21 protein-coding genes and 3 tRNA genes are annotated in these 22,493 nt (G+C 51.7%); 15 read left to right on the top strand and 9 right to left on the bottom strand.

Features of this window, described 5'->3' with window-relative positions; translation table 11 throughout:
* Positions 1-262: 262 nt before the first annotated feature.
* On the bottom strand, positions 263-1,324 hold the full coding sequence (gene hisC, locus ACT3TY_RS16590) for a histidinol-phosphate transaminase (RefSeq protein WP_441679871.1): 1,062 nt from the start codon (positions 1,322-1,324) through the stop codon (positions 263-265).
* A 164-nt stretch (positions 1,325-1,488) separates the two neighbouring features.
* On the opposite strand from hisC, the gene ACT3TY_RS16595 reads away from it, so the two are divergent.
* The 3 genes from ACT3TY_RS16595 (at position 1,489) to selD (ending at position 4,530) form a co-directional block, all read left to right on the top strand.
* Positions 1,489-1,941, top strand: coding sequence for a copper resistance protein NlpE N-terminal domain-containing protein (locus tag ACT3TY_RS16595; protein WP_193057399.1), 453 nt, complete (start codon positions 1,489-1,491; stop codon positions 1,939-1,941).
* A gap of 98 nt (positions 1,942-2,039) precedes the next feature.
* Entirely contained in the window at positions 2,040-3,413 is a 1,374-nt protein-coding gene (gene radA / locus ACT3TY_RS16600; protein WP_441679873.1) for a DNA repair protein RadA, read from the top strand.
* A 79-nt stretch (positions 3,414-3,492) separates the two neighbouring features.
* Positions 3,493-4,530: a selenide, water dikinase SelD gene (selD, locus tag ACT3TY_RS16605; protein ID WP_444628942.1), complete on the top strand. Its 1,038-nt coding sequence runs from the start codon at positions 3,493-3,495 to the stop codon at positions 4,528-4,530.
* Between the two features lie 121 nt (positions 4,531-4,651).
* Here selD and ACT3TY_RS16610 read toward each other — a convergent pair whose 3' ends face one another.
* On the bottom strand, positions 4,652-5,344 hold the full coding sequence (locus tag ACT3TY_RS16610; RefSeq protein ID WP_444628943.1) for a type 1 glutamine amidotransferase: 693 nt from the start codon (positions 5,342-5,344) through the stop codon (positions 4,652-4,654).
* Positions 5,345-5,457: 113 nt separating this feature from the next.
* On the opposite strand from ACT3TY_RS16610, the gene ACT3TY_RS16615 reads away from it, so the two are divergent.
* On the top strand, positions 5,458-6,060 hold the full coding sequence (locus tag ACT3TY_RS16615; protein ID WP_444628944.1) for a YjaG family protein: 603 nt from the start codon (positions 5,458-5,460) through the stop codon (positions 6,058-6,060).
* Between the two features lie 12 nt (positions 6,061-6,072).
* Here the strand turns inward: ACT3TY_RS16615 and ACT3TY_RS16620 are convergent, their stop codons facing one another.
* From ACT3TY_RS16620 to hisB, 5 genes are all read right to left on the bottom strand, one after another.
* Positions 6,073-6,576 (bottom strand): hypothetical protein, encoded by a 504-nt coding sequence (locus ACT3TY_RS16620; RefSeq protein ID WP_444628945.1) that lies wholly within the window; start codon positions 6,574-6,576, stop codon positions 6,073-6,075.
* Between the two features lie 36 nt (positions 6,577-6,612).
* Complete coding sequence (hisF, locus tag ACT3TY_RS16625) at positions 6,613-7,386, bottom strand: imidazole glycerol phosphate synthase subunit HisF (RefSeq protein WP_172118880.1); 774 nt, start codon at positions 7,384-7,386, stop codon at positions 6,613-6,615.
* The gene (hisA, locus tag ACT3TY_RS16630) at positions 7,383-8,129 is read right to left on the bottom strand and encodes a 1-(5-phosphoribosyl)-5-[(5-phosphoribosylamino)methylideneamino]imidazole-4-carboxamide isomerase (RefSeq protein WP_441679883.1); all 747 of its coding nucleotides are present in this window, start codon (positions 8,127-8,129) and stop codon (positions 7,383-7,385) included. Before hisA ends, hisF begins: the two co-directional genes overlap by 4 nt.
* 11 nt (positions 8,130-8,140) lie before the next feature.
* Positions 8,141-8,782 (bottom strand): imidazole glycerol phosphate synthase subunit HisH, encoded by a 642-nt coding sequence (hisH, locus tag ACT3TY_RS16635; protein WP_444628946.1) that lies wholly within the window; start codon positions 8,780-8,782, stop codon positions 8,141-8,143.
* 88 nt (positions 8,783-8,870) lie between these two features.
* Complete coding sequence (gene hisB / locus ACT3TY_RS16640) at positions 8,871-9,464, bottom strand: imidazoleglycerol-phosphate dehydratase HisB (protein WP_193054343.1); 594 nt, start codon at positions 9,462-9,464, stop codon at positions 8,871-8,873.
* A gap of 204 nt (positions 9,465-9,668) precedes the next feature.
* On the opposite strand from hisB, the gene ACT3TY_RS16645 reads away from it, so the two are divergent.
* From ACT3TY_RS16645 to ACT3TY_RS16690, 10 genes are all read left to right on the top strand, one after another.
* Positions 9,669-10,151 carry an acetyl-CoA sensor PanZ family protein gene (locus ACT3TY_RS16645; RefSeq protein ID WP_444628947.1) on the top strand — a complete coding sequence of 161 codons (483 nt, stop codon included), beginning with the start codon at positions 9,669-9,671 and terminating at the stop codon, positions 10,149-10,151.
* Positions 10,151-12,490 (top strand): AsmA family protein, encoded by a 2,340-nt coding sequence (locus ACT3TY_RS16650; RefSeq protein WP_444628948.1) that lies wholly within the window; start codon positions 10,151-10,153, stop codon positions 12,488-12,490. Before ACT3TY_RS16645 ends, ACT3TY_RS16650 begins: the two co-directional genes overlap by 1 nt.
* Before the next feature lie 112 nt (positions 12,491-12,602).
* Positions 12,603-13,697 (top strand): A/G-specific adenine glycosylase, encoded by a 1,095-nt coding sequence (mutY, locus tag ACT3TY_RS16655; protein ID WP_444628949.1) that lies wholly within the window; start codon positions 12,603-12,605, stop codon positions 13,695-13,697.
* 35 nt (positions 13,698-13,732) lie between these two features.
* A complete protein-coding gene (locus tag ACT3TY_RS16660) occupies positions 13,733-14,008 on the top strand; it encodes an oxidative damage protection protein (protein ID WP_087108543.1) in 276 nt (91 codons plus the stop codon).
* Between the two features lie 157 nt (positions 14,009-14,165).
* Positions 14,166-14,241 (top strand) — tRNA-Phe (locus ACT3TY_RS16665).
* 5 nt (positions 14,242-14,246) lie between these two features.
* Positions 14,247-14,321: transfer RNA gene (locus ACT3TY_RS16670), tRNA-Gln, on the top strand.
* 72 nt (positions 14,322-14,393) lie between these two features.
* Positions 14,394-14,469: transfer RNA gene (locus ACT3TY_RS16675), tRNA-Thr, on the top strand.
* Positions 14,470-15,436: 967 nt separating this feature from the next.
* Positions 15,437-15,649, top strand: a complete 213-nt coding sequence (locus ACT3TY_RS16680) for a general stress protein (protein WP_172117339.1) — start codon at positions 15,437-15,439, stop codon at positions 15,647-15,649.
* Between the two features lie 280 nt (positions 15,650-15,929).
* Positions 15,930-16,766 (top strand): manganese catalase family protein, encoded by an 837-nt coding sequence (locus tag ACT3TY_RS16685; protein ID WP_444628950.1) that lies wholly within the window; start codon positions 15,930-15,932, stop codon positions 16,764-16,766.
* A 41-nt stretch (positions 16,767-16,807) separates the two neighbouring features.
* Positions 16,808-17,326: a ferritin-like domain-containing protein gene (locus tag ACT3TY_RS16690; RefSeq protein WP_444628951.1), complete on the top strand. Its 519-nt coding sequence runs from the start codon at positions 16,808-16,810 to the stop codon at positions 17,324-17,326.
* Positions 17,327-17,459: 133 nt separating this feature from the next.
* On the opposite strand, the gene ACT3TY_RS16695 is transcribed toward ACT3TY_RS16690, so the two are convergent.
* Both ACT3TY_RS16695 and ACT3TY_RS16700 read right to left on the bottom strand, forming a co-directional pair.
* Complete coding sequence (locus ACT3TY_RS16695) at positions 17,460-19,502, bottom strand: CocE/NonD family hydrolase (RefSeq protein ID WP_444628952.1); 2,043 nt, start codon at positions 19,500-19,502, stop codon at positions 17,460-17,462.
* Positions 19,503-19,513: 11 nt separating this feature from the next.
* Positions 19,514-20,809 (bottom strand): ATP-grasp domain-containing protein, encoded by a 1,296-nt coding sequence (locus ACT3TY_RS16700; protein WP_444628953.1) that lies wholly within the window; start codon positions 20,807-20,809, stop codon positions 19,514-19,516.
* 459 nt (positions 20,810-21,268) lie between these two features.
* Between ACT3TY_RS16700 and ACT3TY_RS16705 the strand changes: the two genes are divergently transcribed.
* The gene (locus ACT3TY_RS16705) at positions 21,269-22,072 is read left to right on the top strand and encodes a Crp/Fnr family transcriptional regulator (RefSeq protein WP_444628954.1); all 804 of its coding nucleotides are present in this window, start codon (positions 21,269-21,271) and stop codon (positions 22,070-22,072) included.
* Positions 22,073-22,493 lie beyond the last annotated feature (421 nt).

Consider the following 22,493-nt stretch of genomic DNA (forward strand, 5'->3'; position numbering starts at 1 on the left):
TCGGCTGGGTTTTTTGTGTGCGTGGAAGAAAGAAAAAGATCTCCCCATGCGAGAGTCCCGGAGCGCCGGCCGGCGGATGGCCGCCCCGGTCATCGTCAGGCACTTATTGTGAAAAATCCCCCGGAGCTCAGGCCGCGGGGGATTTTTTTATGCGTGGAAAATGAAAAGCGGTGGCTGAAGCTTATGCTTACAAAACTATGCCTACAAAAATGCCCTGTAGCGCCCCGCGCGACAGGGCATTTAACGTTGTATGGCGAGCGAACTAGCCGCAGATCGCTTCCAGCGCCTCTATCAGGCTATCCATCTCATCGTCAGTGCCGATGGTAATGCGCAGGAAGTTATTAAGCTCAGAGGTATTGAAGTGGCGTACGAGAATGCCGCGTTCGCGAAGGCCCGCAAACAGTTGAGTGCCTGCATGCTCAGGATGTTGGGCAAGCACAAAATTAGCCTTGGAGGGTAATACCTCAAATCCTAATGCTTCAAGACGCTGACGGGTGCGTTCACGGGTTGTAATCACGCGCTCCCGGCTTGCGTCAAAGTGCGCTTTATCGTCAAGTGCAGCAATACCTACAAGGCTTGCCAGGCTATCTACCGGGTAGGAGTTAAACGAGTCCTTAACGCGGTGCAGGCCATCAATCAACTCCATTGAGCCAATGGCGTAGCCCAAGCGTAAGCCGGCTAGGCTGCGCGATTTGGAGAACGTGCCCGTCACTAGTAAATTTGGATAGCGATCAATTAATGCAATCGCGCTTTCGGCGCCAAAGTCGACATACGCTTCATCAACCAATACAACGCGATCCGTTACTCGCTTGAGTAGTGTTTCAATATCCTCAAGCGAATGCGCATGCCCGGTAGGCGCATTCGGATTGGCAAAAATCACTCCGCTACGCGCCGACGCGGTTCCCAGCGCCTCCAGATCAACTTCCCACTGCTCATTGAGTGGATGAGTGCGTAGCTCAACGTTATAGAGGTTGGCGTATACCGGATAAAAACTATAGGTAATCGATGGGGCATCAAGCGGTGCGCCGTGACAGAAGAAGGCTTGAAAAGCCAACGCTAGCACCTCATCTGAACCATTGCCCACAAATACCTGCTGGCTTTCAACGCCATACGTTTCAGCAAGTTTTGAACGCAGTGCGGCAGACGTTGGGTCGGGATAGAGACGCAAATGGTCGGTCGCGTAGTCACGCAGTGCCTGGCCGACGCTTGGCGCTGGCGGGTAAGGGTTTTCATTGGTATTGAGCTTGATAATACGCTCACGCGGCTGCTCCCCGGGTATATAAGGGGTTAGCGCTTTAACAGCGGGACTCCAGTATTGGCTCATGTGGGTAACCTGATTATCCTTGCATAATAGGCCATGGTCGCTTGATGCTCGCTTAAGCGCAAGCATTCCCCTTGCAATCAGGGGTGTGCGTTGCACCTTGTAACGGTTATGCTGTCATAATCGCGCGAAAGAAATGTATGACCAACACGATAAGGAGACACCCCATGCAATTCAGGAGTTTGCTAGCCGGTTCGGCTATGTTGGCATTGTTGGCAGGCTGTGCGACCGGCGGCCCTTCGGCCCAGGAAAGTGACGCAGGCGTTAGTGCGTCACAACAGCGCTACCAAGGCACACTGCCTTGCCGTAACTGTGATGGTATTGATCTGGACGTTACCATGGTGGGCGAAGAAACAAGCACACCTGATGAGCGTACTTTCACACTGGATGCGACGTATCGCAATCACCCTCAAACGCCTCCGCCGGAAAACTACGCAGGTAACTGGGAAGTGTTGAGCGGCACGCCGTCTGATCCCGATGCCTCTGTGTACGAGTTGACGCCCAATGGCGACGGCCAAATTTACTACTTTCAACGTATTGATGAACGTACGCTGGAGCTAATTGATCCAGAGCGTCGTCGCTTTGAAAATGGCGAAATGTTGCAGCTACAGCGTCAGTAAGTAAGCAGTAACATCCTAAGGCGGCCATTGGCCGCCTTTTGTATTTTATAGTCTGGTAATAGTGACAAAGAGTTAATATCAACGGGAGTATCAGCGCGGTGGCTAAAGCCAAAAGTGCCTTTGTATGTACCGAGTGCGGCGCGGAGTATCGCAAGTGGCAGGGCCAGTGCTCCAGTTGTAACGAGTGGAATACGCTGAGCGAAATTCGCCTGGCCAGTGCGCGGCCCGGAAGCGGAAGCAGTGGGTCAGGTCGGGGAGGTTATGCGGGTGACCTCTCCCGGGATGTGGTTGATTTAAGCAATGTCGACCTAAGTGAAGTGCCACGGCTAAGCTCCACCTTTAATGAGTTTGACCGTGTGTTGGGCGGTGGCTTGGTGCCGGGTTCTGCGGTACTGCTTGGGGGTAACCCTGGTGCGGGTAAGTCCACGCTACTGCTGCAAACGGCCTGTAAGCTGGCCCAGCAGCGGCGCATTTTGTATGTCACCGGTGAAGAGTCATTGTCTCAGGTCGCCATGCGTGCCCATCGCCTGCAGCTGCCTACCAGCGGCTTGAAAATGCTTGCGGAAACCAGCGTTGAGACCATCCTGGCCGTGGCTGAACGTGAGAAGCCTGAAATATTGGTGATCGACTCTATCCAAACCATGCATCTGGAGGATATTAGCTCGGCACCGGGCGGGGTGGCCCAGGTACGTGAGTCCGCCGCTGCGCTTACCCGCTTTGCCAAGCAAACCAATACGGTGCTGTTGCTGGTGGGCCATGTCACCAAAGATGGCACGCTGGCAGGCCCCAAGGTGCTGGAACACATGATCGATGCGTCGCTTTTGCTGGAAGGTGGCGCTGACTCCCGCTTTAGAACCCTGCGCGGTCAGAAGAACCGCTTTGGTGCGGTGAATGAGCTGGGCGTCTTCGCCATGCTGGAGCAAGGCTTAAAAGAGGTTAAAAACCCCAGTGCCATTTTTCTCTCGCGCCAGGAAGAGCAAGCGCCAGGCAGCCTTGTCATGGTGGTGTGGGAAGGCACTCGCCCTATTCTTGTCGAAGTACAGGCGCTGGTTGATGAATCCGCTTTGGGGAATCCACGCCGTGTGGCGGTTGGGGTAGACCAAAACCGTTTAGCCATGCTGCTGGCCGTGCTCAACCGCCATGGCGGTCTTTTTACCGGCGACCAGGATGTTTTCCTGAACGTGGTGGGCGGGGTGAAAGTATTGGAGACCAGCGCGGACCTGGCCGTACTGCTTGCGGTCGTCTCCAGCCTACAAAACCGCGCGTTACCCAAGGAACTGGTAGTGTTTGGCGAAGTGGGGCTTTCTGGTGAAATACGCCCGGTACCCAGTGGGCAGGAGCGTATTGCCGAGGCCGCCAAACACGGTTTTTTACGTGCCATTGTACCTCGTGCGAATGCACCCAAGCAGTCACCCAAGGGGATGGAAGTCATTGTCGTCGATAAGCTTAGCGACGCGCTAGAGGCGCTTTAAGTAGGCTACGCTATAAGAATTGTTATTCAGGCTGTTATAACAACTGTTCTAAAGACAAGCAGTGCCAAGGAGAGACACAATGAGCTCAATTCGCCTAACCCAATACAGTCATGGCGCAGGCTGTGGCTGTAAAATAGCCCCGGATGTACTGGACAGCATTCTCGCCAAAGCGGGGCCGGTAGCCGGGCATAAGCAGCTCATTGTGGGCAATCAAGGACGCGAAGATGCCGCTGTCTATGACCTGGGCGATGGGCGAGGCATGATTGCCACTACCGACTTCTTTATGCCGATTGTCGATGACCCGTTTGATTTTGGGCGAATTGCTGCCACGAACGCCATCAGTGATATTTACGCCATGGGCGGTACGCCGGTCATGGCGCTGAGTATTCTCGGCTGGCCATTAGACAAGTTGAGCGCGGAGATTGCCGGCGATGTCATTGCCGGCGCCCAGGGCGTTTGCCGTGAGCTGGGTGTCGCCTTGGCGGGAGGCCATTCGATTGATGCGCCCGAGCCCATTTTTGGCCTGGCAGTGAATGGGCTGGTCGACCTGGACAAGCTAAAGCTCAATAGCCGCGCTAAGCCGGGTGATCTGCTGTTTTTGACCAAGCCGTTAGGCGTTGGGCTGCTGACCACTGCAGAGAAGCAAGGCCTGCTGGAAGCAGGGCATCACGGGTTGGCTCGGGAAACCATGCTTAAATCCAACCGTATCGGCGTCAAGCTTGCCGATGTAAAAGGCCTTAATGCCATGACCGACGTTACCGGGTTTGGCTTAGCGGGGCATTTGTCGGAAATATGCAGCGCAAGCAACGTCATGGCCCAGATAGATTTTCGCCGCCTACCTCGGCTGGCTCAGGCAGAAACCTATCGTCGTCAAGGGGCCGTTCCCGGCGGCACACGGCGCAACCGCGATGCCTTAGGTAAAAGCTTGCCTGATATGGATGAAGCTCACTGGCAGTGGCTATGCGACCCGCAAACGTCAGGCGGCTTACTACTAAGTGTCGACCCTGCTTGGCAAGATGATGTTGAACGCATTGGCCGCGAGTTCGGCTTATCGCTTCAGCCGTTTGGCGTCATGAAAGCCCGTGAGAGCGAGGCGCTGATCGAGGTGGTGGGATAGTGCTTGAGAGAGTGCCTGAAACAGCGAGCGACAGCGGCGCCAGAACTTCATGTGGGGGATTGGGACAGCTGTTGGGAGGCCGCTAAGCAGTGGAGCGCCTAGTGGCTATCTTTCGGCGTGGTTAGCTCACTCTAAGCCATTGCGTCATGATGCGATCAAGCAGCGGTGCCAGCTGATGAAAGCGCGTTGCGTCTTCCAGGATCTGACTACTTTCCTGGCGAAAGCGGTCTGCTGCGGAAGAGGTAGGCGTAGTGGGCTCGGCATACTCAAGTCGCTTTTTCACATTGGCAAGCGTTACCTCAAAAAGGCAAAGCAAACCGATGACGCGGCCGCTGTCCCAGCTAAAGCCTTGCAGCGGTGCCGCCGCACTGCCGCCCAACGGCAATGCATTATCGGGCAAGCTAAATACATAACGATGCCACATAAAGGCTTCAAACTTCTCGGGTAAGTCAAACGGGCTTTCTGGGGCCAGCGATACGGTATGCCAACCTCTTTCGGGATACGTACCTGGAGCGATGATTGCCTCAAGTGCCTGAGCGATCCACAGGGCCCCCAGGCCAATGCCCATCATGGGCTTTTGACCATCAAGATAACGGTTAATCAATTTGTTTTCGGCTTTAAACCAGGCAGGCGGCTGATCTATAAACGTTTCAGGGCCATCCAGCACGATTAACGCATCGCTTTCTGCCGGACGAGGCGTTAACTCGTCGGCATAAAGATGAAAAATAGTGTAACTATGTCCCATACTGCTTAACCAATCCGTTAAGCGGGCGGGAGCATGATCAGCGCCGTGCTGTAGCAAATGAATATGCATGGTAATCTCCTCGCCGGCCTTACACAGTAAAGGCTGTCAGTGTTAATGACAGCGCGAGTTCGACCATAACGTATTGCCCCCATTTCACCAATATCACGCGTTAGGAAATCAGTATGGCGTCCAAGCCCCCAGGATTTTACCAGCAGTTGCAACTGCTTCCGCTACCGGCTCAGCAAGCGTTTATGGCTGCATTATGTGAGCGCCTGCTGCCTAATTACGCCCTGTACGAGCAGACCACTGGCCAAGGGGATATTCACACGCTGCGTACCGTAATTAGCCTGGTTTGGGAGCGCTTAAGCGTGCCCAACGCGAGCATTGATTTTGCGCGTCAGGCGGAAAAGTTGGCGGAGTGCGAACCGCCTGCTGACGATGAAAGTTTTGGTGCGCGTCGTGCGCTGGACGCGGTGGTTTCCCTGTCGGCGTTGTTGGACACACTGCAAGGCGACTCTCCCGAAGCCGTGCTGGATGTGAGCCGTACGTCACGTGCCGGGGTACGTGCCTTTATCGAACTTACTGAAGGCGAAGAGGATGCCCAAAAGCTTGCTTTACTGATTCGGGACCATCCGTTAATGGCCGACGAAAATGATTTTCAGGACGCGGTTTTGGAAGCGCTCAGTGAACCGCTAAACAAAGCCGCGCTTAAGGAAATACGCACGCTAGGGCGTAACGGCGGTATTAGTAATCTGGGCCTTAGCCTTGAGGAAGATGATGAGTGAGGCTTGGCCTGCCTAAAAGCGCAGGCCTGCGGTTACCATCATGCCAGCGGTGCCGAAAATGATGAGGTCAGACTCAAAGTGCCCCCACTGCATACCAATGCTGGGCAGCAGGGCGGGTGCGGTTTCAAGGTGGTTGAGAGGGATTTTGTCCCGATACTCACCTTTATAGCCATGCAGGAGCCCACCGGTGAGTTTGGCCCTGACGTTAATCTCTTTGAACTGCCAAAGGGGGAATTCACGCCCGGCATAAACGTACCAGGTGGGCTGATTATACGAGTTTTTAAACCACGCCGTACCTGCCAGCCAACGCTCCGGGTTATGTAACTCAATGCCGATCAAATTCTGCTGATTGTTATGATCTGGCTGTGGATCAAAGTGGCGGGTTAACAGGCTGGTTTGCACCAGCGTATGGTCCAGCTCAAGCGTCGGAGGCCAGTCCGGTAAGGTGAAGGCTGAGGCAGATGCGCTCAGCCATAAACCAGTTAGCCCTCCCAACCATGGGAAACAACGGGGCATGTAATACTCCTAAAAAGGGACTGGGCAACAAAAATGTTACAGACGCATCTCGATACCGCGTTCTGCCATATAGCGCTTTGCTTCAGGGATCGTATGCTCTCCAAAGTGGAAAATACTGGCGGCCAGCACCGCATCCGCACCACCTTTCAATACGCCGTCCACCAGGTGATCCAGATTGCCCACGCCGCCAGATGCAATCACTGGCACGCTCACGGCTTCTGAAATCGCGTGGGTCACGCCAAGGTCAAAGCCGATTTTGGTGCCATCACGGTCCATGCTAGTGAGCAGCAGCTCGCCCGCGCCAAACTCGACCATTTTTTTGGCCCACTCCACCGCATCAAGCCCGGTTGGGCGGCGGCCGCCATGCGTGAAAATCTCCCAGCGCGGCGGCTCGCCTTCATTGGAGACGCGCTTGGCATCAATCGCCACTACGATGCACTGGCTGCCAAAGCGTTCCGCAGCTTCGCGAACAAATTCAGGATTCGTAACGGCGGCGGTGTTGATCGACACTTTATCCGCGCCTGCATTCAGCATTGTACGAATATCGTCACAGCTGCGAATACCGCCACCCACCGTCAGCGGAATAAACACTTCCCCTGCGATGCGTTCGACCATTTCGACAGTAGTGTCGCGGCCTTCGTGGCTAGCGGTAATATCCAGAAAGGTAATTTCATCGGCACCCTGCTGGTTATAGCGCTGGGCAATCTCGACCGGGTCGCCTGCGTCACGAATGCCGACAAAGTTGACGCCTTTCACCACTCGCCCAGCATCAACGTCCAGGCAGGGAATTATACGCTTGGATAAGCTCACGCTCCGCCTCCTGTTAGCTGGTCGCTAAGACGTTGTGCTTCAGCCACATCCAGGCTGCCTTCGTAAATGGCACGACCGGTAATGGCGCCTAAAATACCGCTATCGGCGACATCGCACAGCGCTTTAATGTCATCCAGATTGGTCACGCCCCCAGAGGCGATGACCGGTAGGCCGCCTTCGCGAGCCAACTGAGCCGTTGCTTCAACGTTAACGCCTTGCATCATGCCGTCACGGGCAATGTCGGTATAGACGATGCTGGAGACGCCGTCATCAGCAAACCGCTTCGCCAAGTCGACGGCTTTAACGCTTGAAACTTCTGCCCAGCCGTCGGTGGCCACGAAGCCGTCTTTAGCGTCCAAGCCAACAATCACGCGACCTGGGAAAGCGCGGCACATTTCACCCACAAACGCGGGCTCTTTAACCGCCTTGGTGCCGATAATCACGTAAGATACGCCTGCCTTCAGGTAGTGCTCAATGGTTTCAGCAGTACGAATGCCGCCGCCAATTTGAATGGGCAGGTTGGGATAGGCACGTGCGATGGCCGTCACGGCATCGCCATTGACCGGCTTGCCTTCAAACGCGCCATTCAAATCGACCAGATGAAGGCGGCGCGCGCCAGCTTCTACCCAGCGCGCGGCCATAGCGACGGGATCATCGCCGTAAGAGGTCGCATCATCCATACGCCCCTGTTTCAACCGCACACACTGGCCGTCTTTGAGATCAATCGCAGGAATTACCAACATAACTAAACCTCTTAGGGCGTCCAGGTGACAAAGTTTTCGAGTAAGCGTAGGCCTGCTCGGGAGCTTTTTTCCGGGTGGAACTGTACGGCAAAGGTGGCGTCGCGGCCAATCGCCACGTGGGCACTGACATCGCCATAATGCGTGGTGCCAAAAACCTGGGCATCGTCGGCAGCATTCCCGTAATAACTGTGCACAAAGTAGAAGTGCTCGTTGTTATCAATGCCTGCCCATAGCGGATGGTCATGGCTTTGTTCCACCAGGTTCCAACCCATGTGCGGCACTTTTAAACGCTGTTCGTGCGCGTCGCGCATCGTGGTCGGAAAGCGATCCACGCTGCCCTTGAAGAAGCCCAGACAGTCGACGCCGCCGTTCTCTTCGCTTCGCTCCATTAACATTTGCTGACCCACGCAAATGCCCAGCAACGGTTTCGCCTGACGTGTTAGCACATCATCAACCAAACCACGCAGCTCCGTGCGTTCAAGTTCACCCACACAGTCGCGAATAGCGCCCTGGCCTGGCAGTACCAGGCGGGTGGCGCCTAAAATGCGCCGCGGGTCACGGGTGATAATGACGTTCTCGTGCGTTACATGTTCAAGCGCCTTCGCGACAGAATGTAGATTACCCATCCCGTAGTCGATTACCGCAATAGTCATGAAGCGCTCCTTGATCGAGTGAACGAACGGTTACCTGAGCTGTTTACTGTACTGATATATGTACTGATATATGTACGACAGCCCGCCATTACAGGCTCCCTTTGGTGGAAGGCATCTGCCCCACCATGCGTGGATCTTCTGCCACCGCCATGCGTAGAGCGCGTCCAAAGGCTTTAAAAATTGTTTCGGCCTGGTGGTGAGCGTTAAAGCCTTTAATGTTGTCAATATGCAACGTGACGCGCGCATGATTAACGAACCCTTGAAAAAACTCCCAGAACAGCTGGGTGTCAAGACGGCCTATGGTTGCGCGCGTAAACTCGACATCCATATAAAGGCCGGGCCGACCAGAGAAGTCGATCACCACGCGGGAGAGTGCTTCATCCAGCGGCACATACGCATGGCCATAGCGATAAATGCCGCGCTTGTCGCCAATCGCTTCATTAAATGCCTGGCCCAGAGTAATGCCCAGATCTTCAACGGTATGGTGTTCATCAATATGCAAATCGCCTTTGGCGAGGATATCAAGGTCTATCATCCCGTGGCGTGCAACCTGATCAAGCATATGATCCAGAAAGGGAACGCCCGTCTCGCAGCGAAGGAGGCCTTCGCCATCCAGATTGACGCTGACGGTGATCTGGGTTTCATTGGTATCACGGCTAACCGTGGCAATACGCGCTGCCATGTTGCATCTCCTGCGCTCTAGCGCATTCTGAAGGGAAGGCGATGGGTCGCACTGTTTCATCGCTCTGTTATTAGGACATATATCTGCGGCAAAGCGATCATTATAGAGAATCGGCGCCCCCATCCGCTACAATGCGCGCAATGTAGCCGCCCTTTTAGGCATTAAAAATAGCAGTTTTGCTGCTTTGGCGAAGAGGAGTTCATCATGCCGGTGACACTGGAGCGCGTCGACCAAGCCTGTTGGGAGAACGATGAGCAAGTGCGTCTCGATTTGATACGCATTTATGAGGATGCACCGAAAGAGCGAGTGCCTGCTCAAGCGGTCCTGCCTTTTATAGAGCAACATTTAAAAGCGAAGCACTTTTTTGCTTGTGCGCACTTTAATGATCGTTTGTTGGGGGCGGCGGCTATTCAAGAAGGGCAAGACCGAGCATGGTGGCTTTCAGAGCTATGTGTACGCAAAACCACACGCCGCCGCGGCGTTGGCTCGCGGCTAATGGCGTTGCTGGGTGAACAGGCCAAGCAAGAGGGGCGTAAACTGCGTATTGACATCTCATCGCTACCGTTGGCCGACCAGGTGCTGCTCTCCAAGCTTGGCTATCGCCCTGGCACCAGTGCCGAAAGACCCACATCGGATCAACCTCTTACCAGCAATTTTGTTGAGTTAGACCCACAAGGGAAAGGGTAATGAAACAGTTATTACGTATTTTGCTGGCTGCTGTCGGCATTCTCGCCATTGTAGGGGTGGCGGCGGTGGTTTATGTGACCACCTTTCTTGACCCCGAAGATTTCAAGCCACGCCTGACGTCCGTTGTGGAAGAGCATACGGGGCTGCACCTGGCGCTTGATGGGCCGATCACATGGTCTTTCTATCCACGCATTGGGGTAAGCGTTGAGCAAGCGCGTGCCTGGCTGCCCGAGCAATCGGAAGAAGATACATCGTTTGCTTCTATACAGCGCGCCGAGGTCAGCGTCGCTTTTGCGCCATTATTGCGCGGCGAAATTGCAGTTGACGGCTTAACGCTGGACGGCATGCGCCTAAACCTTGAGCGGGACGAGGCAGGTGAAGGCAACTGGGAGCCGCTGGTCGAGCGTTTGGCTGAAGGTAGCGATGAAAAAGCACAAACCGTGCTGGCGCCAGCAAGCGCAGGGCCGAATGCCGATGCGGGCAACCTTTCCGTTGTATTGAACATCGCCAGTGTTGAAGTAAAAGACGCCGATATTCGTTTTCGCGATGCGCAAAGCCAAGCGCTGTGGCGCCTGCAGTCGCTGAATGTTTCCGGCAGCAACGTCAATCCGGTAAGTCCTTTCCCTTTAAAAGCCATGTTTACGCTAACCAAACATAATCGTTTGGATGCTGAAGTGCTGGAGCGCACGCCGGATTTAACCACCGATATTGACCTTGAAACACGCATGCGCCTTAAGCTCGCAGAAGACAGCGTGGTACTGGAAAATACCCGTTTAAGTACAAACACACGTTTGCACCCAGACAGTGAGCCCCAGCGGCTTGGTTTAAGGGCGGCTGAAATCGTCGCACGTATGGAAGAGAAGCAGTTAAGTATTACCGAAGGCGTACTAGAAGCTGGCCTGCAGGACCCTGAAAAATGGCAGGGGAGTTTAGCGTTGGCGCTAGCCTTTGGTTTGGAAAGTAACTGGCAGGCGCAAACCGCACAGCTAAAGGAGCTACAGCTGACCGGGCCTGATGGTCTGCGCGTGAGTGGCCACCTGAATGTCGAGCAGATGTTTGATGCTCCTCAATATCGTGGCCAGATGACCGCCGCGCCTTTTACGCTGCGTCCGTGGTTGACTCGTACAGGCGTTGAATTGAATACCACTAGCGAGGCAGCGCTTAGCGATATCGCCATGACCAGCCCCATTGAAGGGGATGAGCAGCACGTATCGCTACCTCGGCTATCGCTGGTTGTCGATGACAGCACCTTTACAGGGCAAGTTGCTGCCGCGCTGGATGGGTCGCAGTTAACGTTTGATCTGGAAGGCGATAACCTGAATGTTGATCATTATCTTCCAGGTCCCGCAACGTCTCAGCAGGCAAGTTTAGGCTTATTGCGCAGGGCGTTTGCCCAGAGTGCAGAGACGTTTCTGCCGCAAGCATGGCTCAGTGAGTTGTCAATGGAGGGCGACCTACGTGTCGATACACTTCTGCTGGGAGGTCTTACCTTTAATGACACGCGCTTGCAGCTACAAGGTGAGGAAGGCCTTCAGCAACTGACCGCCTTTGACGCGCGCTTTTATGGCGGAGAACTTAGTGCTTCAGGCCAGTTGGATGCCCGCGAGCAGGTAATGGAGTGGGCGCTGGCCCCGACCATTAATAATGTGCAAATGGCATCGTTGATTGAAGCACTCAGTGATGAGGACGAGCCTTCTCCGCTGAGAGGACGCTTGCATCTGGATGGCGAGCTAACGTCCCGTGGCAATACCCGTGAAGCGTTGGTCAGCAACCTGAATGGACAGTTGGATGGGCGCCTTAATGAAGGTGCGATTTTAGATATTAATATTTCTCAGCAGATGTGTGAACTGGCAGCCCAGGTAGAAGGCGAAGGAACCGTCCGCGACTGGCATAACGATACGCGCTTCGAGCGTTTTGATGCGACGTTCCAGATACGTAATGGCGTCATGAGCAGTGACAACCTGAACATCACCCTGCCGGGGATCGAAGTTAACGGAAAGGGCGAGCTGAATTTCAACAGCCTGAACTTTGATACGCGTGCAGATGCACGGTTAGCGAATACCGCCGATGCTGCCTGTGAAGTGAACCCTCGCCTGGAGCAGTTGCCGCTGCCCGTTCGCTGTGAGGGCCACATTGGCGATGCAACCAGCGAATGGTGCCGCATTGATCGAGACGCTTTTCAGACCGCCGTGGTTAACCTGTTGCGTAACGAAGCTGGAAACCGTGTGACTACGGAGCTTGAGGAGCGCGTAGGCGGTTCGTTGGATCAGTTGGATGAGCGCTTGGGTGAAGGCGCCGGCCAAAACCTTCGCGAAGGTATTCGCCGCCTCTTCAACTGAACATCCCTATAAGTCAGTCTGCGCCGGCTAAATGCCGGCGCTTTTTTATTGGTATACGCTGATTGGCTCATTCAGCCAAAGACGTTACGAACACGCTAGCGAAGGAGTCCCAATGGCTGATATGCCAACCCCAAGGCTTGGAGCAAGCGAGTTTTATCGCCGCCTGCTTGCCTGGTTTGACCAGTATGGTCGGCACGACTTGCCTTGGCAGTCGCCCCGTAGCGCTTACCGAGTGTGGGTTTCGGAAATTATGCTTCAGCAGACCCAAGTGGCGACAGTGATCCCTTACTTCGAGCGCTTTATGGCTCGCTTTCCAACGCTTGAGTCGCTCGCTCTCGCTCCTCAGGATGAGGTGTTGCACTTATGGACCGGGCTTGGTTATTACGCCCGGGCGCGCAACCTGCATAAGGCCGCTCAGCTGGCGCTGGAGGCGCACAACGGCGAACTGCCCACTGAAAGTGTCGATGCGCTAGTCGCTTTGCCTGGCATTGGGCGGTCAACGGCAGGCGCAATTATCGCCCAGAGTACCGGCAACCGAGCCGCCATTTTAGATGGCAACGTAAAACGCTCGCTAACGCGATTACACGCTATTCCTGGCTGGCCCGGTAAGCCTGCTGTCGAACGAACGTTGTGGGCGCTGGCCGACTACTACACGCCGTCCACACGCTTGGCGGACTTCACGCAGGCGATGATGGATTTTGGTGCCACCTTATGTAAGCGCAGTAAGCCTGACTGCACATGCTGCCCGTTTAATGATGTATGCCTGGCGTACGCTCAGGGTGAGCCACAGCGCTATCCTGAATCCAAACCCAAGAAAGCGTTGCCCACTCGCTGTACGATTATGCTCCTGCTACGCGATTCCCAAGGGCGCGTCTGGTTGGAGCAGCGCCCGCCTAGCGGTTTGTGGGGCGGGCTATGGAGCTTGCCGCAATTCGACACGCACAGTGAACTGAACGACTGGCTTGAACAACACGTTGTATCGCCTAAACGTGAGACGGCCATGCCAGGCTTCCAGCATACCTTTAGCCATTTTCGTCTTGAGATTACCCCTCAGCCGGTTTCCTGCGATAGGCTGAGTGAGGTAAGAGAGCACGGGGTGTGGTTTGATGTTAACCACCCCCGGGAGCTTGGCTTGGCGGCACCTGTCAAAGCGCTGCTGGGTCAACTGGCATCTTTTACCCTTAACTTAGCGCCCGGGCGTGTATAAGGCCTTCGGCGTTACTGTCCACCAAGGAGTTATCAATGAGTAATACGGTTTTTTGTCGTAAGTATCAAAAAGAGCTGCCAGCTCTTCCGTTTCCACCGCTACCCGGCAAGCAGGGCCAGGAGATCCAGGCTTCTGTATCCAAGCAGGCGTGGGAAGAGTGGCAGGCGCTGCAGACCCGTTTAATCAACGAAAAGCACCTGAATATGCTCGACCCGGAAGCGCGCGCCTACCTGATGGATCAAATGCAACGCTTCCTGAATAACGAAACCACCGACCAGGCCGAGGGCTATGTGCCGCCTACGCAGGTGTAGTCGAATGTTCAGACAGGCGGCAATCGCAGGAATTACGGGCGTTTCAGTCCTACGCCGTTAGCCGTAGAGTTAACCCTAAGCGACGGTTAGAAAAGAAAGTTTCACAAAGGTGTTGACGAAAAGCTGAGTTTTTAGTTTAATACGCACCGTTGGCAGCGGCCAGATAGCTCAGTTGGTAGAGCAGGGGATTGAAAATCCCCGTGTCGGCGGTTCGATTCCGTCTCTGGCCACCAAACGTTGGGGTATCGCCAAGTGGTAAGGCACCGCTTTTTGGTAGCGGCATTCCCAGGTTCGAATCCTGGTACCCCAGCCATTGCCAACAAGATTTCTTGTTGATTGCGAAGCCTAACAGCGAAGCAATCATTTTCTCAAGAAAATGTGAAGCGCCGACATAGCTCAGTTGGTAGAGCAACTGACTTGTAATCAGTAGGTCCCGGGTTCGACTCCTGGTGTCGGCACCATCGAAAGATGGTTAAAAGCAACACATTAGAGAATTAGATTAAGCCGTCCGAAAGGGCGGCTTTTTTGTGCGTGCTATAAAAATAAACATAAAGAAGTAACTATAAAGGCAGGCATAACGCTTATTAGTTGGCGCGATGAGAACTGGTAAAAAAGATGAGTAAAGTGGGTGCTGAAAATGGCGGGATACTAATGTAGCAGAGATTATCTAACATGGGTGATAAGGCCGTCCATGGCCTGTCGCGCGTCCTTGATCCTTTCGCATATTGCTTTCCGAACCCTTCCATGGGCTGGCGCGACTCAAGTGAGCTACTGCGATCCGTAGCAGGTACGATTCTAACGGCTTTGGTAGGAAATGATGTAGTCAATCGCTGATATTTTTGTAAGCATTCTCTTACATTGATTCTGTATAGTGTTTTGTTTCAATGGCTTATGGTCGTTATGCTGGGTTTTTGATAAATAAAAAAATAGGCTTTCTGGTGGCTGCTTGACCATCATTTCCGGCTTGGGCAGCGCTGGTATTCATTTTTCCTACCTTGGCACCCCGCAGCTGCAAAAACAGGAGCAGGAAGCACCATGGCCCAACTAATTCTCGTGAGTATGCAATAAGGTTGCTTTAACCATCGCTTTATTCATTTTCAATGATTTGAAATCGCTTTCACGCTATTACTTCCAGTTTTATCTAAAAAATAGTTATACGAAAAAATTACGTAAGTTAAATAGTAATGGGGTACGTTCTCTTTATATCTTTGCTTGCGGTAGAAAAAAGCGTTGTTAGTCCTGTGTTGTTTTATCTTAGCGCTGTATTTTAATAACAGCAAAACAACGTGGCGACAAAGATTAAAGATTTCCATTATCTGTCGTATCTCTTGAAATGGCTTTGGGGTTAGCTACGCTCAAATTACTCGATTGGTTAATCGAGTTAATGATTGATATGTTTTTGCCGAAAGCATGAAAAGGAGATGAATCATGGCTAATGATCGCAAAGATAATGGAATGAGTCGCGAACAGGCAGGACAGAAAGGTGGTGAAGCCACCTCAAAAACGCATGGTAAAGAATTTTATGAAGATATCGGCCATAAAGGCGGCCAAAAGAGCGGAGGTAACTTCGCTAATGATCCGGAGCGAGCTTCCGAAGCCGGTAAGAAAGGTGGAGAGAACAGCCACGGTGGTAATTCCTGATGGTGGCCGGTCAGGTCGATTAGGTTTTACATAACCACTTAGCTTAAACGTTGCCCCTTGTAAATATGTCAGTAATAGCATCTAAGCAAGTTGCTGCTTAAAGGGGAGTGTACAGAGGCCTTCAATACTTAACTAAACGCGATCAGATATTTCATTTGATGGGCTCGCAAGGAAGCGCTTTGTTTAGAAGGAGCTGTTAGTAATGAGGCTGGTACTGCGTAACGTTTAAGTCTGCTGCCAGGAAGTCTTCTTCCTGGCAGTTAATCCAGGAGGCTGTACTATGTTCCACCATTCAGCAAAGCTGCAATATCCAGTCAAAGTCGATAAACCTAATCCTGAATTTGCCATGTTGCTTCAACAGGCTATCGGCGGTGTAGAAGGGGAAATCCGGGTAGCAATGCAATATTTCTTCCAGGCAATGGGAGCGCGGGGCGATGATCGCATTCGCGATCTTCTTATGTCGACGGCTACAGAAGAGCTTGCGCATGTCGAAATGCTTGGTCATGCGGTTGCGCTTAACCTGGAAGGTGCGCCCGTCTCTTACCAGGAGGCTACCGCAGAAGATCCCGTCATGAATGCCATTCTAGGCGGAGCGAACCCACGCCACCTGTTGTCATCTGGGCTTTCTGCCGTGCCGGTCAATGCTAATGGCGTGCCATTCGATATGAGCCACATCTATGCCACGGGTAATGTGGCGGCAGATATGCTCGCTAACGTGACCGCGGAGGCAAGTGGTCGAGTATTGGCATCGCGTCTTTATAACTGGACGGACGACCATGGCATGAAAGACTTCCTCTCTTTTCTGATTGCGCGTGATACCTACCACCAGCAGCAGTGGTTAGCCGTCATTGAAGAGTTAGGCGGACTTGGAGCACACCTTCCGATACCGAACGCTACCCCTGAAGATCACGAAGCCATGCAGCATTCGTACTACTACCTCAATACCTTGCTGGATAAAGAAGCGCCGAAAGGCCGCTGGGCGGAAGGCCCCTCATTTGACGGTCGTAGCGAATTCACGGCACGCCAACAGCCAGAGCCGGAAGGCCAGGCGCCTACGCTCGGCATGGCAAAGGAGAAATCGGGCGCTCAGAAAGAGCAGATTGATCCGTCAAAATAAGTCGTTATACATAACTCAGTTATTTAAAAGGAGTCAGCACGATGGAAACCCTGTCTCTGGAAACCAAGTATTTGGAAAACTGGTTACGTGATGCGCATGCTATGGAAAAGCAAGCTGAGGAAATGCTGGAAAAGCAGGCAGAACGATTAGTTGATTACCCTGAGCTTAAGGCGCGTATTGAGCAGCACTTAAATGAGACCCGCCATCAGTCGGATCGCTTGGAGCAGGCCATGGCTGGTTTGGATATTGATACCTCAGCCCTCAAGGATCTGGGCGGTAAGATAACCGCCTTTGGTCAAGCGCTTGGCGGCATGATGATGGGCGATGAAGTCATGAAAGGAAGTATCGCCTGTTACGCTTTTGAGCACTTTGAAATCGCCAACTATAAAGCTTTGATTCAGGCTGCGGAAAGCTCGGGCCATGCGGGCGTCGCTCAAGTATGCAAAGAGATCCTTCAGGAAGAGATTGCCATGGCGGATTGGCTGGCGGATCATCTGGAGTCTACGACCACACAATTTTTACAGCGTGCTGATGATGATGGCCAGCGCGCTAAACGTTAAGCGCTACCTATCGAAATTCGTTTAACCTGCTACTTTTTAATGCACAAAAAAAGCCGCCTAATGCATGTAGGCGGCTTTGCTCGGTTGGGGAAGGTGGTTTGTTAATCCCCGCCTTCTTTCCATGCCAACTTTTCTACAGCAGGTCGCGTGGAATTGTAGACTCCCAGTTTTTGGAAAATACCCGATACTGCCCTTCATAAGCATCCATCTGGGCATGAATAATAAAGTCCGTTTCAGTGCAGCTCAGCACGGTCCGGGTATACACTTCTGTATGCCAGTCATCCCGCTGAAACGAGCTTTCCGTCATCGTCTCGCCACGTGCTGACGTAAAATCATTGCCTACCGTGGTGTAATATTCGCGGGCGCACCGATGAATCTCGGTACCGATATCGTTAATGCGAAAGCACCCTTGGTCATTGATGACTTCCAGCGTTGAACCTTTGGCCGCCAGATCTTGATGCAGCAACCAATTATGCTTGCTGGGTGCCAAGTGAGTGATCTCAAGAGGCGGTGCCGACTGGGGCGCTTCAAAGTGCGTTAAGCCATCCTCATGATGGTCTGCGGTACGTACAGGCAGTTTAAGCACACACTGGTTAAAGGAGATGTCCACCTGGGCAGGTTTGGGAGGAAGCCAGGCAAGAGGCCAATAAGACGTTGAGACAGAAAGGCGTAATTGATGTCCTGCGGGAAATTTCTGAGCAATACCGTTCATCTCTATCGTCACCCGGTAAGTGCGGTGAGGCTCAAGCGGCGCTGGTTCTTCATTACTATCCCGATGAGTAAGATTTAAAAGACCATAGGTAACGCGAGTTGCTTTCCCATCCGGCGCCACATCAGAAAGCCTGACAGCCAGCATGGCCTGTGGCTGATTACTGGAAACTTCCAACTCTAAAGAAGGCGTGCCAAAGATATTTAACGACTCGGTTAATGCATCTGTACTAAAAATAAGGGAGCCGCCGTCTTCTTCGCGCTGGTCGCCGGGTAAGTCAGGTGTTGCAGCATAGGAGCACCATTTGCCGGCTGACAAGCCAACGCTTAACGGCGACTGTAGCCCCATCGTGACAGGATCAACGTTAGGTTCAGACATACCAACTGAGCAGGTTTGGGGAGTAAGCCGGTAAGGCGACAAGACAAAACACTGCTCTTGCAAATTACTCGATGGCCACTCGGACTCTGTTAACCAGCGGCCGGGCCTGTCTTCATAAGCGTTGTCAGGTGGTACGCTATCCTGCTCCCAGGCACGCAGCATGGGTTCATCCATAATGCCGTTGTCATCACCTTTCAGCCAATAATCCCACCAGCGCAGTGCTTCTTGTAAAAAACCAATGGCGGGCCCGGGTATTCCCTGGTGAGGGTACTTATGACCCCAGGGGCCAATTAAACCTTTACGTGGAACATCAAGATGCTCCATTAATCTGAAGACGGTATTGGTAAAACCATCGGCCCACCCACCAATCGCATAAATCGGGCACTGAATAGCATCATAATTTTCACACACTGAGCTGGTGGTCCAGTACGCATCCCTGCGCTGGTGGCGAAGCCACTTGTCAATCCAAAGGCCGCTGTCTTCCATGCGTTCATGCCACATGTCCCGCCAGCGGTCGCCCACTATCAAAGGATCCGGGGGTAGGGCGTTAAACGCCAGCATTACGGTCGCTTCCGATAAATTGTCTCCCAGTAGGCAGCCACCCATATAGTGCATATTGTCGGCATACAGGTCGTCGCTTGAACAGAGGCTGATAATGGCTTTGAGAGCAGGCGGCTGTTTAGCAGCGACTTGCAGGCTATTAAAGCCGCCCCAGGAAATACCCATCATGCCGACATTGCCGTCGCACCAGGCCTGGCGGGCAATCCACTCGATCGCATCCACCGCATCAAGCTGCTCTTGCTGCGTGTACTCATCCGTTAATACGCCATCAGAGTCACCGCTACCGCGCATATCCACACGAACACACACATAGCCATGACCAGCAAGGTAAGGGTGATTGGATGCATCGCGGCCTCGCGTAATATCGCGCTTGCGGTAAGGGATGTACTCCATAAGCGCGGGAAGAGGCGACTCCGAGCTTGTCTCGGGGAGCCAGATGCGCGCGGCTAACTGCTTGCCATCACGCATAGGAATAAAGACGTTTTCTATCTCGCGGACGTTATAAGGAAAGTCGTTGATCACTTCCATGCTACCTCCTTTTAAAGATCCACTTTTTTGATCTCAAAATCTAAAAAATCCAAACAAAATTTATAATTCTCTTCGATCTCCTCGTGGTTGTTGCCGGTGATGTAAAGCGTGCCTAGTCGATAACAAAAACTGTCTTGATGCAGTAAATCGCCAAGGCGTTGGCCTGGAGCAACATCAAGGCATACATCGGTGTGCGGTAGGCGCTGTTGAAGCGCCTGAATGTTCTCTTGGCTGGGCACCCGCGTCACGATGCCATCTTCATGGGCGTAGGGAATAAAGCATTTTGCCGCCACAGGTGCCACGCCCTGACGATTTAATAGTGAGGGGCGTTGGCCCAAAGCGATATCGATGGCCACCTCATGGTTGGACATCCCGTCAACCAAAACAAATATTTCGCTATGCGACTGAGAAATGCGCGTATTGACTTCGATCAGCCAGAGTTTGTCAGTCGCTTCGTCCCACATAAATTCAACATTAAAGCAGCCATTGTCGTAGCCAATATGGGTAAGAAACGCTTTAGCGGTTTCCACCATTCTGTGGTGGATGTGTTCTGGCAGATTGCTTGGGTACTCCAAGCGATCAAAAAGTGTTTGAGAGCCATCCGATTTCGGTTGGGAGATAATACCGTGCACGTTGAACTCGCCCTTAAAAACCGTACCTTCAGGGGCGGCTTGTACGCCCTTGACGATCTCTTCAACAATGCAGGAATTACCATCCAGCGCTTGAATCTCCTCTGGCAGGTCAGCATACGCAAGCGCTTCGTTAAAAGGGTCGCCCAATTGGCGAATGCCCATGCGTATTTCTTCAATTGCATGGTCGAACTGCACCTGATTCTCCACCTTAAACCCCAGATGAGAAGAGAAGGCCTTTACCGGTTTTATCCAAAAGGGGAAGTCGAGGGTTACCTGGTCAATCGGATTATCTTTGAAAGGATCGACACCACAGAAGGCAGGCACCACATCAGGAATCACCTTTTGCTGCTCCAGGCGGCTCCAGAGCTTATGTTCACACGTTAAAACGCTCTTAATGGAAGGAGAAGGAAGGTCATAATGCTGGCAGAGGAGAGGAACTAGTACACTGGTGGGAAAATCCCACTGCGCGATAATGCCATCTATTGACCCTGAGAAGCTGTCTAGTTGCGCCTTGGTCTCTTCAAAAAGCTGATTAAACGATAGCTCTTCAGCCTCAACCGCCGTATCCACACTAAGCAGTTCATGAATGTTTAATGCTTTTGCCTCACGCAAGGTTTCCATCGCATGACGCTGCTTATCCTCTAAAGCAACCACAAAAATATTACGTTTCATCATTATTCTCTCCGTGAATAAGGTCGTTCTCCTAATGCCGCATAATTAGCGTAAGACAGCTGGTAGTATTTATCCTTGATATGTTTAATTTAATAAAGTTCAATTCCGTATTTATTAGTTAACATGCTTATTAGATGCCTTTAAGATAATTGATCTTTGTTTTGTGACCTAGTGGGATTCAGTTTGTTTATAAACGTAGCGATTCTTTTCAAACCTACGTTGCCTGAAAAGAACGTACATCGGTGATCGGTGATATAAGCCAATGTAAGAATTAACAATTGTTAATTTTTTTGGCTAATGAAATTAGTAATGTTCTTTATCCAAGCAGGAAAAATAAATAATTCTTGTTTATGTTTTTAACGTTGACTATATTTTTTTCGCCTTTCACCTTTTTTGGCTGTATTGATATTTTACCTTTTGGTTATCATGCATAACCTTCGTCTAACTACAGGGAGTGTAGAAATGGATAAGGTAATAGCTGGAAACTATAATGTTATGGACAGAAAAAGCTTTAACAGCGGCGCTGATGATTTCGACGTTCCAGATTTTGATATAACCTTGGAAAATATTCTGGGCTTATATGGGGAGTTGGAACATGAATCTATAGAAAGTTTATACGCAATGCGTAAAAAACCGGTCGAATTAAAGAGAAATCAAAAAATGTTTTCTTTATGTGATGGTCGGGCAGATATATTTGTAGTGAAAGAAGGGTGGGCGAGCCTTTGTCATGCTTCTGATAAACGAAGTCAAGACATATGTAATGTATTTATGCCGGGCGATATAATAGGCATTCGGGACAGTTTCTTTGAAAATCACGACATTATTATATTAGCGCTTACTAACTGTAAGCTGGAAAAAGTGTCGGTGGAAGATATACATGAGCTTTTCAAAACCAATATGAGTATTAGGAAAGCAATAATGTCTTATATCATGGTCAATGACAATATTACCATTGAACGATTAAGAAGCTGTACGCACCACCGTTCTGAAGAGCGTGTTGCTCATTTTTTATTAGAAATTTATGCACGATTCTGCTTTAAAGGGTTGTTGAAAACCAATGTTTACGCATTTCCTATTACGCAGGATGTAGTAGGTGAGCTATTAGGCATTACTAGTGTCCATGTTAGCCGCTGTATGACGGCACTGGAACAAAAGAAGTTTATTCGTAAAACGAGGAGTAGCATTAAGCTACTTAAGCCGGAGGAAATGGCAGCAGCAACAGGTTTTGATAGTGAGTTTATTTATGGCCATGTCCGTATAGAGTAACGTTATATTCGTGTTTTAGTAGCCGTATATTACGGGCTTTGCATGGAAGATGGTCAAGCATTCAAATGGCGAAAGATGGTTTTTAATAGAGAAAGAAGAGATCTTGTTTCGAATTTGTACAAACTTAAAGCTTGTTGTCTATAGGGTTGGTGTTTTCAGTAAACTTTGGAGGTATGTTATAGGTGATTGGCGAGTTTGATGAAATTTTAGCCCATTAAAGAAGGTTGAAGCGTTAATAATCGCTTAAGCGATGTTGGTTTAATCCACGTTATAAAGGCTATGTTCTGCCTTGCAGAGACGTATAAGTTAGCTACCTTGTGATGGCAATGACCTTGATCTGAAATTTAATCATACAAGGAGTGGATTAGATGACAGTCAGCAATCTATCTTTTCATAATGTGACCGCCCATAAGCATTACAG

The sequence above is a fragment of the Halomonas sp. AOP22-C1-8 genome, from assembly GCF_052378905.1.
Classification (GTDB): Bacteria; Pseudomonadota; Gammaproteobacteria; order Pseudomonadales; family Halomonadaceae; genus Vreelandella; species Vreelandella citrativorans.

Excerpts from the sequence above, each read along its gene's own strand:
- hisB (WP_193054343.1), bottom strand. The coding sequence starts at position 9,464 with ATGGCAGCGCGTATTGCCACGGTTAGCCGTGATACCAATGAAACCCAG.
- hisA (WP_441679883.1), bottom strand. The coding sequence starts at position 8,129 with ATGTTGGTAATTCCTGCGATTGATCTCAAAGACGGCCAGTGTGTGCGG.
- ACT3TY_RS16660 (WP_087108543.1), top strand. The coding sequence starts at position 13,733 with ATGAGTAATACGGTTTTTTGTCGTAAGTATCAAAAAGAGCTGCCAGCT.
- ACT3TY_RS16695 (WP_444628952.1), bottom strand. The coding sequence starts at position 19,502 with ATGGAAGTGATCAACGACTTTCCTTATAACGTCCGCGAGATAGAAAAC.
- ACT3TY_RS16645 (WP_444628947.1), top strand. The coding sequence starts at position 9,669 with ATGCCGGTGACACTGGAGCGCGTCGACCAAGCCTGTTGGGAGAACGAT.
- ACT3TY_RS16685 (WP_444628950.1), top strand. The coding sequence starts at position 15,930 with ATGTTCCACCATTCAGCAAAGCTGCAATATCCAGTCAAAGTCGATAAA.
- ACT3TY_RS16595 (WP_193057399.1), top strand. The coding sequence starts at position 1,489 with ATGCAATTCAGGAGTTTGCTAGCCGGTTCGGCTATGTTGGCATTGTTG.
- ACT3TY_RS16620 (WP_444628945.1), bottom strand. The coding sequence starts at position 6,576 with ATGCCCCGTTGTTTCCCATGGTTGGGAGGGCTAACTGGTTTATGGCTG.
- hisC (WP_441679871.1), bottom strand. The coding sequence starts at position 1,324 with ATGAGCCAATACTGGAGTCCCGCTGTTAAAGCGCTAACCCCTTATATA.
- ACT3TY_RS16690 (WP_444628951.1), top strand. The coding sequence starts at position 16,808 with ATGGAAACCCTGTCTCTGGAAACCAAGTATTTGGAAAACTGGTTACGT.
- selD (WP_444628942.1), top strand. The coding sequence starts at position 3,493 with ATGAGCTCAATTCGCCTAACCCAATACAGTCATGGCGCAGGCTGTGGC.
- ACT3TY_RS16615 (WP_444628944.1), top strand. The coding sequence starts at position 5,458 with ATGGCGTCCAAGCCCCCAGGATTTTACCAGCAGTTGCAACTGCTTCCG.
- ACT3TY_RS16705 (WP_444628954.1), top strand. The coding sequence starts at position 21,269 with ATGGATAAGGTAATAGCTGGAAACTATAATGTTATGGACAGAAAAAGC.
- hisH (WP_444628946.1), bottom strand. The coding sequence starts at position 8,782 with ATGACTATTGCGGTAATCGACTACGGGATGGGTAATCTACATTCTGTC.
- mutY (WP_444628949.1), top strand. The coding sequence starts at position 12,603 with ATGGCTGATATGCCAACCCCAAGGCTTGGAGCAAGCGAGTTTTATCGC.
- ACT3TY_RS16650 (WP_444628948.1), top strand. The coding sequence starts at position 10,151 with ATGAAACAGTTATTACGTATTTTGCTGGCTGCTGTCGGCATTCTCGCC.
- ACT3TY_RS16700 (WP_444628953.1), bottom strand. The coding sequence starts at position 20,809 with ATGATGAAACGTAATATTTTTGTGGTTGCTTTAGAGGATAAGCAGCGT.
- ACT3TY_RS16610 (WP_444628943.1), bottom strand. The coding sequence starts at position 5,344 with ATGCATATTCATTTGCTACAGCACGGCGCTGATCATGCTCCCGCCCGC.
- ACT3TY_RS16680 (WP_172117339.1), top strand. The coding sequence starts at position 15,437 with ATGGCTAATGATCGCAAAGATAATGGAATGAGTCGCGAACAGGCAGGA.